Origin of the sequence: Romboutsia sp. MSSM.1001216sp_RTP31141st1_G3_RTP31141_220114 (genome assembly GCF_039031195.1) — a bacterium.
Lineage (GTDB): Bacteria > Bacillota > Clostridia > Peptostreptococcales > Peptostreptococcaceae > Romboutsia_C > Romboutsia_C hominis.
Map to the genome: position 1 here is coordinate 1,039,753 of NZ_JBCIUO010000001.1, position 13,138 is coordinate 1,052,890.

Here is a 13,138-nt window from a genome sequence, read left to right on the forward strand (position 1 = left end):
CTAATGCTTCTGACTTGATTTCTTGAATTTCCGAACTTTTTACTTTATATTTCATCTTTATAAAATTTGAAAATGCATATTTTAAACTCAATATCAACACTACTGATACTATGAAAATATATAGCATACTCCTCGCTCCCTCTTAATGAAAATGTATTTCCTATATTTTACCATTATTTGAATACTTTCTGTAAATTCTTAATTTCATTTATTTTTTATGTTTATGTATAAAAAACTTTTATTTTTCAAGTTTTAATCTCTCATATAATGGGTAACATATCCAATATATGCCCTTTAAGACACGTTTCCTGTTTTTTATATCATTTAATTTTTAAAACTTAATTTAAATTACAAAATAAAAGCACAATATTATAATCTACTGTGCTTTTATTTTTTAATCTAATTTATTAGCAACAACTTTTATTATTTTAAGTTGTTTAATATAAACTGTATTTATACTTATTTTAAATTTTTTAGCAATTTTTTTTATTGGATATTCATAAATATATAAGTATCTGAACATTTTTTGTTCTACTTTTGTTAAATCATTATAAGCATCTTCTACAATATCAATTCTTAATTTTGTTGATTTAATAATATTTTTCATTTCTTGTAATTTTTCTTTGCTAGATTCTTTATATAAACTTATTTTAAGTTTTTCTAGTTGAAGTTTATAAAGATTAAAATTCTTTAAATACAAATATGCTTCTTCTTTTCTCAATGATGTCATTCTGTAACCATTCTCCTTTTGTAGCTATTTATAACGAAATATTTATCTCAAAAAATATTTTATTATAAAATAAGAAAGCATTGTATCATAAACTACTGTTATTTTATTATTTACTATCATATATGAAAAACTTTGATCAATTTAAATTTAATAATTTACAATAGTTTTTATTTTATATTTATCATCTAAAAGTTACTACAATAATATGTTGCTATAAATAAATAATCTAACACACTTTTATTTTTTTATTCTACTCATAAAATTTAATAAGTCTATATACATCCATAATTTCTTCATCTGTCTTTTCTAACTTAAACTTCTCTTTTATATATCCCCTTATATTTGATATATCAATTTCACAGTCTTTAAGATTTATAAGTATGCTTAATATTATATACACATCTGGCATCATTTCTATATATTCTGTTTTGTCAATTTCACATAGAATCTTATCCTTTAGTTGATTTGTATTTCTTTCTCCTATATTTCTCACTCCACTATATTGATATCTATAAAATGTTTTTAGATATTAATAATATAAATTTTGGTACAGGCTATCATTATAGTTTTTATATTTAATAGCATTTCTTACAAGGCACATAACCTTTTGATCTTGCTTCACTCTCACTCATACCTATGGCACCTTCCATATTATGAGCTGTTGGAGATGAGTGGTACTTATTTGACTTAGAACGCCCTCCATTGGCATAAACAGTTGATTCGCTATTAGATTCAGGTTCTTGCTGCTCTTCTATCTGTTCTATATTTTTGCTTTCATTATTTTCAGCCTTTTCTGTGTTTACACTTCCAACAATTTCAGGCTTATCTGTTTCATATGATGTATTATTCTCTTCATTTTTAAGATTGTCTATAAAAGTCATTACTTTTGTCTTATCTTTTTCATTTAAATCTAAGTACGGTTTAGCACTTTCTATAGTTTCCTCTTGTTTTCTTATATTTTCATTACTTTGATTTAATTCTTCTTTAACTTTACTTAATTCAATGTTTGCTTTGTTCAACTCTAATTCTTTTTCTTTGTAAGTCTCTGTTGTTATGCCCGAATCATCTTGCCAAATAATTCCTATAACTAATAATAATGCGAGTACTCCCCCTATGGACTTTCCTATCTTTCCTTGTTTTAATCCATTAATTGCTATATTAGCTGATAAAAGTATTAATGTTATAGGTAACAATAAAAATGATATTATCCCTACTATCCACTGGTTCCTTTTGGATAAACTTTTAAACTTTTTAATCATCAAATCCCATCCTATAATTTTCCAAAGAGAATTATATCACAATTTATGTATATTTTTATATTATTTTTAACATTTTTGTAAATTATTAGAATATAAAATGATATATAATAATGTTAAAATATAACTCTATTTTTAAGGGGTGATATATATGTATTTAGAATTCGATAAAAGACAAGTATTTAAATATGAAATCATAGAAAATATAAATTTTTATATTTCAGAGTCTAGTAAAGGATTGAAATACATCTCAGAAAAAAATAACAAAGAAGCTATGAAAACTTTAAAAAAATTAAAAAAGTCTTTAAAAAATGAATGTAATTATTACTCAAACCCTAATGTATATAAATTTATTAAATCCAATGATATCAATAGAATTTACTTTTTTGGAATTAAACTTGCATATTCAAAATTATATAAAACATATTCATATAAGTATCTTTATGACAATTTATTTAATATTTGGGATAGTATATCTAATAATGATATGTGTTTATTTCTAAAAGATATAAAATATCTTGAGAAAAATATGATAAAAGACTAGGTTATTTTTCCTAGTCTTTTTATTGTATCACCCTATTTCATCTGTCATGTGTATTATATTTTTTTCATTTGACATTTGGTTATATATTTTTCTATTTTTTAAACCTTTGTTTTCACCATATAATATTAAACAAAATATGATTATATATATTAATATGGATATTATGGATAAAAAGTTTTTGCCATTTATAGCTAAATTCAATGATGCATATATTACCAGTGGTAATATCATTAACATAAACGATATTACTGCATATTCTAACTCATAATCACTATGTATAATTATTTTTATACATACAGAATAATAATACATAAAAAATAAAATCTTTATTATTTTACTAGTATTTATTTTTCTCATTCATCAGCTCTCCATTTTCAATTTTATTTTAATAAAAATTATTACTAAAGTTATATTATTTACAACTAATTGATGCCCATATTATAAATACTATCAATGCTAATGCTACAACTGTATTAATATATTCGAATATAAAACACATATTATTTAGACGTCTCCCTAATTCTTTTTATTAACTTTATCATATTCCTACAAAATATTCCAATATTTTACAGTATAATCATACTAAAAAAAGAAAAAGACTAAATTGATCTCTAGCCTTTTTCTTTTCATATTTTCATGTTGTATATTTCAAAGATTTATTGTAACTTCATTTTTCTGTCTTCTACAACTTCCATATTTCTTGCTACTTGATTATTAGTTGAGTCTAACTTTTTATTTATTCTAATTATTCTGCTATCTATTATATTAGCTTTTATTTCTAAATTATCAACCTTGTCATTTAATAATCTTATTTCACTTTTCATATCTTGTTGTTCTTTTTCAATATTAGATAATTTTTCATCAATTTTATTTAATAAATCTAAAATTTGTTTTTCCATATATACTACTCCTTTATTTGTTTATGTAGTCAGTAATAACATAGAATTAGGCTATTAAGAGTTACAAAAAATACATTTTTATACAATTTTAAGTTATAATACTTCTGAAAGGTGGTATGAAAATGAATACTTGTATATACTTAAGAAAATCTCGTGCAGATATAGAAGCAGAAAAAGAAGGCGAATATGAAACTCTTCATAGACATAAAACTACACTTCTAAAAATAGCAAAAGAAGAAAATTTAAATATAGTAGAAATAAAAGAAGAGCTTGTATCTGGTGAAAGTATATCTTATAGACCTAAGATGTTAGAGCTTTTAGAAGAAGTAAAAAGTGGATTTTATGATGCAGTTTTAGTCATGGACATAGATAGACTAGGTAGAGGTAATATGCAAGATCAAGGACTTATCTTAGATACTTTTAAAACGTCTAAAACTAAAATTATTACTCCTCGTAAAATTTATGACTTAAATAATGAATTTGATGAAGAATATAGTGAATTCGAAGCATTTATGGCTCGTAAAGAATTAAAATTAATAACTAGAAGACTTCAAAGGGGAAGAATTAAATCAGTTGAAGAAGGTAAATATATAGCTCAAAGTCCACCATATGGATATAAATTTGCATTTAATGAAAATGGTAAGAAATTAATGGTAATAGATGATGAAAAAGCTGAGGTTATTAAAATAATATATGATATGTATGTAAATAGTAATAATGGTGCTGACTCTATAGCTAACTACTTAAATTCATTAGGATATAAAACATCAACAGGATTAGATTGGTATGGAAAAGCAATTAGAGATATACTCAAAAACAAAACTTATTGCGGATATGTAATTTGGTTCAAAGAAGAACGAAGAAAAAGTAAGAGGTATTTAAGTCAAAAACAAGACCAAATAGAATCAAAAGGACTGCATGAGGCTATAATAAGTGAAGATATGTGGAATAAAGCTCAAAAAATAAGAAGTTCTAGAAAGGTATCTCCAACTAAAAGCAATCAAGAGTTAACTAATCCACTTGCTGGGTTGGTTGTCTGTAGAGAGTGTGGATATACAATGGTTGGAAAATTCTCAACAACTAAAAATGGGTATGTAAAGTATATGGTATGTACACATTGTAAAGATATAAGCGGTATAAAGTTAGAAACTTTAGAAAAAGAGATTTTAAATTCACTTCAAGATTATTTAGCAGTTTATAAAATGCAAAATATAACAGGAAATAATCCTAAAAGTGATAATATCCCCTCTTTAAACAGCACTCTTTCTTCTCTTGAAAAAGAATCTATTGCATTAAATAAGCAGAAAGAAAATTTACATGATTTATTAGAGAAAGGTATCTATGATGTAGATACTTATTTAGATAGATCTAGGATATTAGCAGATAAGATTAAAGAAAATAGTAATGCTATTGAAAAAGTAAAAGAAGATATAAAATTAGAAAATGAAAAGATAATTGATTTAAATGAAATAATATACTCTATAGAAAATGTTTTAGAATTGTATGAAAGTGCAAAAGATATAAAGGAAAAAAATAACTTACTTAAAAGTGTACTAGATAAAGTTGTATACTATAAAGAACCAAGGAAGAAAAAAGTTAAATTTGAAATAGATTTAAAAATTAAACTTAGTTAATATTTAATATGGATATTTAATTTAAACTAAATATCCATATTTTAGTATAAATTTAAATGTTATAAGCATACACCAAACTGCACATCTGTTCTTACATTTGTTTCACCAGCTTTTGTATTTTCACCTATTGTAAGTCCATTTTGTTTTAATACATATTCTAGTGTCATTAAAGGTACGCCACCTTTTCTTCCACCTAGTATTTCTTTTCCTTTTAAATCTTCATATTTAAAATCTGGCATTTCTTCTCTAGCAATTATAAAACTTCCATCTCTTTTAGTAAGTTGTGCAAAATTTATTGCATAGTTTTCTTCTCCTTGATTATAAACATAAATAGATGCTTCAGGTCCCATAAGACCTACTTGTGCTTCTCCAGATATTAATGCTGCCATAGTTTTATCTGCTCCTTGAGCATTTATAAGGTCTATGTCTATACCTTCTTCTTCAAAGAATCCTTGAGTTATAGCTGCATATTGAGGTGCATAAAATACTGAATGAGCAACCTCAGCTATTGTTACTTTATCTAGCTTTTTCTCATCAGTTTTTCCTCCTTCACTAACATCTTGGCTGCAACCTGTTATGCATAATAAACCAACTGCTAATGAACTTATAAGTGTAACAGCTTTTTTAAACATAATATCCCCCCATGTTGAGATTTAACTACTGATATATAATATTATTTCTTCATTAAAATTGTTACATTCTAATAAATCAACCTCACTTAAGGGATTTATTTTTAATACTTATTTACAATAAATTTTTTATTTAATGCATCTGTAATATAATTAATTCCTATGCCATTAATCATCTGAGTAAAACTTTCATATTTATCATAAATATCTTTATAAAAATCTACTAAAATTTCTATAACTTCAAGTAGTTCCTTTTGTGTACTTACTTCAACTATTAATTTGCTCTTTATATATATCCTATAATTTGGTTTATCTCTTTCTATTATTTTAAAATAACATCTTTTAATGCATTCTCCACATCCTATACATTTTTCTTTATCTATACAAACATCCTTACAAATTCTTTGCATTGCCCTACTTTTGCAATTTCTTATAGATGGACAAGTTTTGCAGTAAAAGCACATACCTTTATGCATACTTACACCTTTCTTTATTAATATAGCTAAGTCATATTCATTAATATCAAAATTATCACTACAAGATTCACTTATACTTATGTTTATTCTATGGTTTAGCTTTATTTTCTTAGTACTTTTATCAATATATTTATATATTTTATTAGCTAAATTAACATCTTCACTCACAGAATATATATATATATTGTTAGTACAATACATAAAGGACTTTATATGTTGGTTGTATATTTTTAATTTATTATGTTCTTTTATATGCATAGCTTTATCATTATTCATAAAATACTCCCTTTAATATAGATTATTTATGATTATTAACTTTAAATTCTTTCAGTATAAAGTATATTTTTATTATTTTGTAATTATGTGCTTATATTTTTAAATAAGATATTATTGTTCTTAAAATTTAAATTAATTTAGAAGGTGTGTTGTAAAATAATTTATATCCATTTTAAAATTTTTTTATATGAATATTTATCTATATATGTATTAATACTAATTATAAGAATATAATAAGTTGGATGTGTTAATATCTAACTTTGAATTACGAGGTGCTTATTATGAGATTATCTTTTAAATCATCTAAAAAAAGTAGTGTATTAAACCTACTAAACTTCAATGAGTTTACTTATGATAATGATGTTTTATCATATGATGATGAATACTTTGAAGAATATGACTACTATACAAATAGTATTCCTAACACAAATTATGGATTTGAAAAAGATGATATCTTGTATTATTGATATAAAAAGGACTAGGATTACCTAGCCCTTTTCTTATGCATTTTCAAAAGTATATATAGCATCTATCCTAGCTGTATATATAGATGAATTAGTACAACCTACATACTTTGCATATTTTTCTATTTTTTCCTTATCTATTTCAAGATTATAAGAATGTTCTTTTAATAACTTTTTAACATAATTATCCATTAAATAATCTTTATAATCACTTATGTCATACCCTAAGTAAATTGTTAATCGTTCTATTTCTTTATTAAAATCTCCATCTTCTTTTATTAAAAACTTATATACCTCTTCTCTATATGGATTTAAATGTATTATTTGTTTAACTATTTGAGCTTCATCTAATCTAGTTATAAATCCATCTTTGTAATTATTAAATAGTGCATTAGATTTTTGCTTGCTTTCTTCATCTATAAAAAAGCCAATATTATCTACTTTATTTTCTACAAGTGCATCTACAACTGCCATATGTATGTTAAAGCAATCATTATACAAATGATTAGATAATGATTCTAATATTGATTTAGTTTCATTATTTTTAGAGTTGTTTCTCTTACCTTTACTTTTAAATAAGTTATTACACATTCTTTCATAGTTTAAGTATTTTTCGCAATAGCTATTTTTAAACACATCTATGTCTATTGTTATTACATTAAAGCTTATTATAGTTTCTATAGCCTTTTTTAGCCCTTCTTCTATGTATTTATAACCATCATTTTTACAGTATTCTTGTAGGTTATTTATATTTTGAAGATATTTAATCCCTTCATTGTAAAAACTCTCACTAACTTCTATAGCATATAACTTAAATAATCGTCTTACCTTATTGTAATTATCCATTTTTTCATCAAACTCTACAACTGCACCATTTATATCAAATGTAACCATTTAATTTCCCCCTATCAATATAAAACCTTCTATACTTCTAATATTTGATTTTAAAATTTATTTTCCTTTTAAATACGTAATTTGTCTAACGTTTTATTTTTTCTATTTAAATATATGGTGTTATTTTATATTAATAAGAGGTCTTTGGTAAAATTTTGATAGCATTATATACAAAATTCGATTTTTTATTAAAACCATTAATAATATTTTTCAAAAACATAAAAAATGAATTATCTTATGCATTAGATAATTCACTCTTTTTACTTAATACTATTTATATAATATTAGTCATCCCTGCTAAAATAGGTAAAAATACTGCTATAAGTAAATTAGCTACCTTTATATTAGTAACCTTTAACATATTAAGTCCAAGACCTATTATAAGTAAACTACCTATGGCAGTCATAGAATTTATAACAGGGATTGAAAGTATTCCCGACAAACTAGATGAAAGTATTGTTATAATACCTTGATATAAAAATACAGATACTGCTGAAAATAAAACACCTATACCAAGAGTTGATGTAAATATAATAGCACTAACACCATCCAATATAGACTTAGCAAATAATGTTTCATGATTTACACTTAGCCCACTTTGAAGACTGCCAACTATAGCCATAGCTCCAACACAAAACAATAAACTAGCAGACACAAATCCTTCAGATATAGATACAGCTTCTTTTTCTTTATCTTTATTAAACTTTACTTCTAAATAATTCCCTAATTTATTTAGCCATTTGTCTATATCTATAATTTCCCCTAATAAAGCCCCTAAAGCTATACAAACTATAGTCAAAAGTGTATTTTCTCCTTTAAATGCTCCCTCTATTCCTATATATATAACACAAAGTGCTAAACCATTCATTACAGTTGTACTTATTTTTTCACTTAGTCTTCCCTTGACAATAATTCCTATTATACAACCTAAAACAATAGATATACTATTTACAATAGTTCCTATCATAATATCCCCCCAATATTTTAATCCTAAAATTTATCCCTTAAATAATATTATTTACCTCCATTTTATATAGTTTAAACTTCTACAGGTATTAAATCATATCCCATACTATGTACAAACTTTTTCAGACCTTCTGAGGATAAATTAACCATCTTTGTATTTATATTAGGATGAAAGTTTAAATTTTGTCCATCTAATACATCTTTATCTATACATAAGGTTACTTTTTTCTCTTCATCATTTATTATAGAAAATGGATTAACACTACCTGGTGTAAGTTTTAATGTGTCATATAGCCTTTCTGCTGATGCAAAAGATAATCTAGTACTTCCTAATTGTTCTTTTAATATCTTTAAGTCTGCTTTTTTATCATCTCTAACTACTACTAGATAATATCTATCTCCTTTAGAATTTTTTAAAAATAAATTTTTACAATGATTTCCCTTAGCTACATCCTTTATAATCTCTAACTGCTCTGCTGTGTATATTGGTTCATGTTCAAATACTTCATACTCAATATTTAAATCATCTAATATTTTGTATACTTTAGTCTCTATGTTCATATATTTCTCCTTATATATTTTGTGATTATATTATTTATATTTAATTATACTAAATATTAGTAATTTCTTGTAAGTACTTTAATGGATTTCTAGAAAAATCTTGAAAAGAGCCTTCTGTATATATCACATCTTTTCCTAAAAATCTTTTATATCTTTCTTCTTCCTTTCTCATAGAGTAATCTTTTTTTCCTTCATGATTATTAAATACCATAATCTTTAAAGGAGGTTTTCTTCTACTACCTTGAACTCTTTTTAACATATACTTTATATGTATATCAGAATCAGGGAAAGAATATCCACAAAATACAAGTATATCTGCGTTTCGTAAATTCTTTTCTACTTCTCTCCAAACATTAGATATATAAACATTTGACATATCTTTAAAGTATGTAGGTGGTATTATTATAGGTATAGTAGTTTCACCACACTCTAAACATTTAGCATCTTCTATATTATATAATAATCTCATAACCCCTCCTTCATAAGGAGTTAATGTTAGGCTGTTACATATAGGGCAGTATAGCCAATTTAATGATCCATGTATTTTATATAGCTTTATAGTTTTTCCAAATGGTTTTCTCCAGCCATCTTTTACATAAAAGTTAGTAAAATCAACTCCATAATCTAGCATTATATGATTTTTTTCTTCACTATATAAGGATGCTATGGTATTATCTACATGTATATCATAGTTTGCACTTATAAATGTTGTCTTTTCTATTAAGTTTGCTTTAGATAAATTATCTACTAATAGCTTATGGTATTTGTTATTTCTATTTTCACTTTCATGTATTGCCTTTGCCATTAATAAAATTAAATATTGTCTTAAAAATCTTATGCTATCACTTTTGTTACTTAAATTTTCCATCCCAAAGTTTTTAAAAGCTTCTCCTCTTTTTTCTGCCAAATCAAGAAGTCCTAATACTTCTTCAAAGGTTGGAAAGTTTACTTTATCTATATTATCTTTTGTTATATCTATATCAAACATTTGTTTAAAGAATTTATATAGTTCTTTATTCATGTCACTTTCAAAATCATTATCTTTTAAACTTTTAAAGTAATCTACAAAAAGGTCACTTTGTATTGGTAAATTTTCAGCAGCAGATGCTCCTGCTCCAAGGAATATACTTATGTTCATTTTGCCCTCCATTACTAATTTAAAGTCTTTATTTATTATATTAAATTTTTTAAAATTTATAATTTATCATAAATTTTCTTAATAAATGATCTATGTTTAGTAAACTATGTAAAAAAACCACCATTAAGGTGGTTATAAGTTTACTATTTATAATTTAGTGTTTGATTTTAATTTTAAAACTGCTTCTGCTATTCTTTTTTTTCTAGTTTCTTGTTTTTTGGCACCTGTTATCCATTGATAGTATTTTTTCTTTGAAGAGTAAGGTAGACTTTCATAAAATTTCATAGCTTCTTCATTTTCGTTAATAGCATTTTTAAAATCACCTGGTAATTCAATTACCCTTTCCTCTTCATCTTTTTCAATTTCAACAAATACTTTATCTAAAGCTTCTTTACCTATTTCTTTTCTTATGGCTTTAGTTATCCCTATTATATAACATCCTAGGCCCATATTTACTATAGATCCTCTATATTTGACTCCATCAAATTTAGCTTTTACTTTTATCCTTTTTGCATTAAATTCTGTTTCAACATCAAATGGTATTTCAATGAATGTAGCATCTTTATCTGGTACTTTCTGTATTATTGCTTCAAACTCATAGATCATATTTTCCTCTCTAGGCACAAATCTTTAGTATATATCTTCTCTAACTAGATAATCATTACCATCTTGGTCTTTGAATGAGAATATTTTTCCATAAGGCATTATCATTAATTCTCCTACTTCAACTTCATTTGATTTCATTTTATTGTAAGTATTTTCTATGTCCCTAGTACTTAAAATTATATTAGGATGATTAACATTTGCTTTTGGATTTTGAGATAACATCATATTTTTATCATATATAACAAATGTAGTAAATTCTTCTTTACTTGGTCCAACTTCTAGCCATTTCATAGAAGGTCCCATTTGCTTTTCTAATTTAACTATAAAGTTCATTTTGTTGATCCAAAACTCTTTAGCCTCTTCTTGATTGTTAACATATATAGTTATTTTTCCTATTTTGTCTATCATATAATTTCCTCCTAAATTGTTGTAAAAAACTACATATTTAATTTTTTATTTCAAGTTCTATAAATTAATTTGAGATAATATTATAAACATATTCTTTTTAAGATTATATACCCCAAAAAACAAAATGTATATCTTATTATTAATAAAAATTATGCTAAATTTTTATCATTAACTTACATATTTTTATATCATAAATAAATATAGGCTATGGAGATTGCTCCATAGCCTAAGTTTTTATCTTATTTATTTTAGTTTTAATAAGATAACTTCTACTGATTGTTTTTGTATTAATATAAATTATTAGATTTTATTACTTATTTACCAGCTATTGATAGCTCCTTAACTATAACAGAAGGAGAACCAACATTACTCATAGGGAATTTTAAATCACTTCCAACTACTTCTATATCTTTTAATAATTCAAAGTAATTTCCTGCAACAGTTATTTGTTCTATAGGATGAGTCTTAACTCCATCTTTTATATAAAATCCTTTAGCAGCTAATGAAAAATCTCCACTTATTGAGTTAGCTCCAGAGTGAAGCCCTGCTAAATCAGTTATCATTATTCCCTCATCAACTATCTTCATAAGTTCATCTAAATCTTTATCTCCAGCTTCAATATATAAGTTACTACACTCAACACCTATATTTGATGCAAATGATGCTTTAAATCCATTACCAGTACTCTTAGTATTTGCTTTATTTGCAGTTTTTAAGTTGTGAAGTAATGTATTTAATCTACCACTAGATACTAATTCTTTTTTATAAGTTGCCACACCTTCATCATCAAAAGGAGTTGACCCTAATCCATTATCTAAAAGTGGGTTATCAACTATAGTTAAAACTTCACTTCCTATAATCTCACCTTCTTTTTCCTTAAGAAGAGATAATCCCCTTTGTGCAGCATCTGCACTAAATGTATTTGAGAAAGTTTCAAGAAGTGATGCCATAGCATCTTTATATAGTATAGTTTTATATTTTTTAGATTCTATACTACTTCCATTTAATTTACTTATAGCTTCTTTAATACCATCTTTAGCTATTTGTTTTGGATTTAATTTATCTATAGAATTAACTATAGAATATCCTATACCATCTTGTTTTTGACCATTATCTTCAACAACAGGTACAACATAAGCCATTAATATATTACTTTTATTATTAAGCTCTAATCCATTAGTGTTATATATGCTATGACTAGATGAACTATATGATATTTTACAACCATTTATATTAGCGACCTTATCGTAAGACTTAGCTTCTTTTTCTATATTAAGTACTAAATCTATCATTTTAGCTGGGTCTATGTTTTCTAAGTCTTCACTGTAAGTTTTAACTTCGCTATAATTCTTATCACCTTTATATATAAATTGAACATCATCACTTTCTACATTTAAAGCACTTTCCTTAGCATTTTTTATAAGCATATTTAAGGCATCAAAATCTAGTATTTCAGTAAAAGAATATCCCATTTTACCATTTATTAATCCTCTAAAAGAAAGTCCTTTAGATTTTTCTAAGTTGTACTTTTCAACTTCACCTTCATAAACACTTATACTTAAGCTTTCTCCTTGAGTGTAGTATATTTCGCATTCACTAAATCCAGCTTCTAATCCTTTTTTAAGCAACATTTTTCTAAAAGCATTAAATTCCATGA

17 protein-coding genes are annotated in these 13,138 nt (G+C 24.8%); 3 read left to right on the plus strand and 14 right to left on the minus strand.

What is annotated here, in order from left to right:
• Nucleotides 1–394: 394 nt before the first annotated feature.
• The 3 genes from ABCP60_RS05310 to ABCP60_RS05320 form a co-directional block, all read right to left on the minus strand.
• Nucleotides 395–730, minus strand: coding sequence for a hypothetical protein (locus tag ABCP60_RS05310; protein ID WP_343101409.1), 336 nt, complete (start codon nucleotides 728–730; stop codon nucleotides 395–397).
• A gap of 250 nt (nucleotides 731–980) precedes the next feature.
• Nucleotides 981–1,223, minus strand: a complete 243-nt coding sequence (locus ABCP60_RS05315; protein ID WP_343101410.1) for a hypothetical protein — start codon at nucleotides 1,221–1,223, stop codon at nucleotides 981–983.
• An 82-nt stretch (nucleotides 1,224–1,305) separates the two neighbouring features.
• Entirely contained in the window at nucleotides 1,306–1,989 is a 684-nt protein-coding gene (locus ABCP60_RS05320) for a hypothetical protein (RefSeq protein WP_343101411.1), read from the minus strand.
• Nucleotides 1,990–2,137: 148 nt separating this feature from the next.
• Here ABCP60_RS05320 and ABCP60_RS05325 point away from each other — a divergent pair, with 148 nt between their 5' ends.
• Nucleotides 2,138–2,530 carry a hypothetical protein gene (locus ABCP60_RS05325; protein WP_343101412.1) on the plus strand — a complete coding sequence of 131 codons (393 nt, stop codon included), beginning with the start codon at nucleotides 2,138–2,140 and terminating at the stop codon, nucleotides 2,528–2,530.
• A gap of 27 nt (nucleotides 2,531–2,557) precedes the next feature.
• On the opposite strand, the gene ABCP60_RS05330 is transcribed toward ABCP60_RS05325, so the two are convergent.
• Nucleotides 2,558–2,887, minus strand: coding sequence for a hypothetical protein (locus ABCP60_RS05330; RefSeq protein WP_343101413.1), 330 nt, complete (start codon nucleotides 2,885–2,887; stop codon nucleotides 2,558–2,560).
• Nucleotides 2,888–3,186: 299 nt separating this feature from the next.
• Nucleotides 3,187–3,429 carry a hypothetical protein gene (locus ABCP60_RS05335; protein WP_343101414.1) on the minus strand — a complete coding sequence of 81 codons (243 nt, stop codon included), beginning with the start codon at nucleotides 3,427–3,429 and terminating at the stop codon, nucleotides 3,187–3,189.
• A gap of 122 nt (nucleotides 3,430–3,551) precedes the next feature.
• Here ABCP60_RS05335 and ABCP60_RS05340 point away from each other — a divergent pair, with 122 nt between their 5' ends.
• Nucleotides 3,552–5,063: a recombinase family protein gene (locus tag ABCP60_RS05340; RefSeq protein ID WP_343101415.1), complete on the plus strand. Its 1,512-nt coding sequence runs from the start codon at nucleotides 3,552–3,554 to the stop codon at nucleotides 5,061–5,063.
• A 59-nt stretch (nucleotides 5,064–5,122) separates the two neighbouring features.
• On the opposite strand, the gene ABCP60_RS05345 is transcribed toward ABCP60_RS05340, so the two are convergent.
• A complete protein-coding gene (locus ABCP60_RS05345) occupies nucleotides 5,123–5,695 on the minus strand; it encodes an ABC transporter substrate-binding protein (protein ID WP_343101416.1) in 573 nt (190 codons plus the stop codon).
• A gap of 101 nt (nucleotides 5,696–5,796) precedes the next feature.
• Nucleotides 5,797–6,444 carry a hypothetical protein gene (locus tag ABCP60_RS05350; RefSeq protein ID WP_271893106.1) on the minus strand — a complete coding sequence of 216 codons (648 nt, stop codon included), beginning with the start codon at nucleotides 6,442–6,444 and terminating at the stop codon, nucleotides 5,797–5,799.
• Nucleotides 6,445–6,725: 281 nt separating this feature from the next.
• On the opposite strand from ABCP60_RS05350, the gene ABCP60_RS05355 reads away from it, so the two are divergent.
• The gene (locus ABCP60_RS05355) at nucleotides 6,726–6,911 is read left to right on the plus strand and encodes a hypothetical protein (RefSeq protein WP_092925597.1); all 186 of its coding nucleotides are present in this window, start codon (nucleotides 6,726–6,728) and stop codon (nucleotides 6,909–6,911) included.
• A gap of 33 nt (nucleotides 6,912–6,944) precedes the next feature.
• Here the strand turns inward: ABCP60_RS05355 and ABCP60_RS05360 are convergent, their stop codons facing one another.
• The 7 genes from ABCP60_RS05360 to ABCP60_RS05390 form a co-directional block, all read right to left on the minus strand.
• Nucleotides 6,945–7,802, minus strand: coding sequence for a kinase (locus tag ABCP60_RS05360; protein WP_240275803.1), 858 nt, complete (start codon nucleotides 7,800–7,802; stop codon nucleotides 6,945–6,947).
• A gap of 274 nt (nucleotides 7,803–8,076) precedes the next feature.
• Nucleotides 8,077–8,769, minus strand: a complete 693-nt coding sequence (locus tag ABCP60_RS05365; protein ID WP_343101417.1) for a DUF554 domain-containing protein — start codon at nucleotides 8,767–8,769, stop codon at nucleotides 8,077–8,079.
• Between the two features lie 71 nt (nucleotides 8,770–8,840).
• Nucleotides 8,841–9,329, minus strand: a complete 489-nt coding sequence (locus tag ABCP60_RS05370) for a prolyl-tRNA synthetase associated domain-containing protein (protein ID WP_166505507.1) — start codon at nucleotides 9,327–9,329, stop codon at nucleotides 8,841–8,843.
• A 49-nt stretch (nucleotides 9,330–9,378) separates the two neighbouring features.
• Nucleotides 9,379–10,467, minus strand: coding sequence for an SIR2 family protein (locus ABCP60_RS05375; protein WP_166505508.1), 1,089 nt, complete (start codon nucleotides 10,465–10,467; stop codon nucleotides 9,379–9,381).
• A gap of 147 nt (nucleotides 10,468–10,614) precedes the next feature.
• Nucleotides 10,615–11,073, minus strand: coding sequence for a YdeI/OmpD-associated family protein (locus ABCP60_RS05380; protein WP_166505509.1), 459 nt, complete (start codon nucleotides 11,071–11,073; stop codon nucleotides 10,615–10,617).
• Nucleotides 11,074–11,097: 24 nt separating this feature from the next.
• Nucleotides 11,098–11,481 (minus strand): VOC family protein, encoded by a 384-nt coding sequence (locus ABCP60_RS05385; RefSeq protein ID WP_092925587.1) that lies wholly within the window; start codon nucleotides 11,479–11,481, stop codon nucleotides 11,098–11,100.
• A gap of 314 nt (nucleotides 11,482–11,795) precedes the next feature.
• On the minus strand, nucleotides 11,796–13,136 hold the full coding sequence (locus ABCP60_RS05390) for a TldD/PmbA family protein (protein WP_343101418.1): 1,341 nt from the start codon (nucleotides 13,134–13,136) through the stop codon (nucleotides 11,796–11,798).
• Nucleotides 13,137–13,138 lie beyond the last annotated feature (2 nt).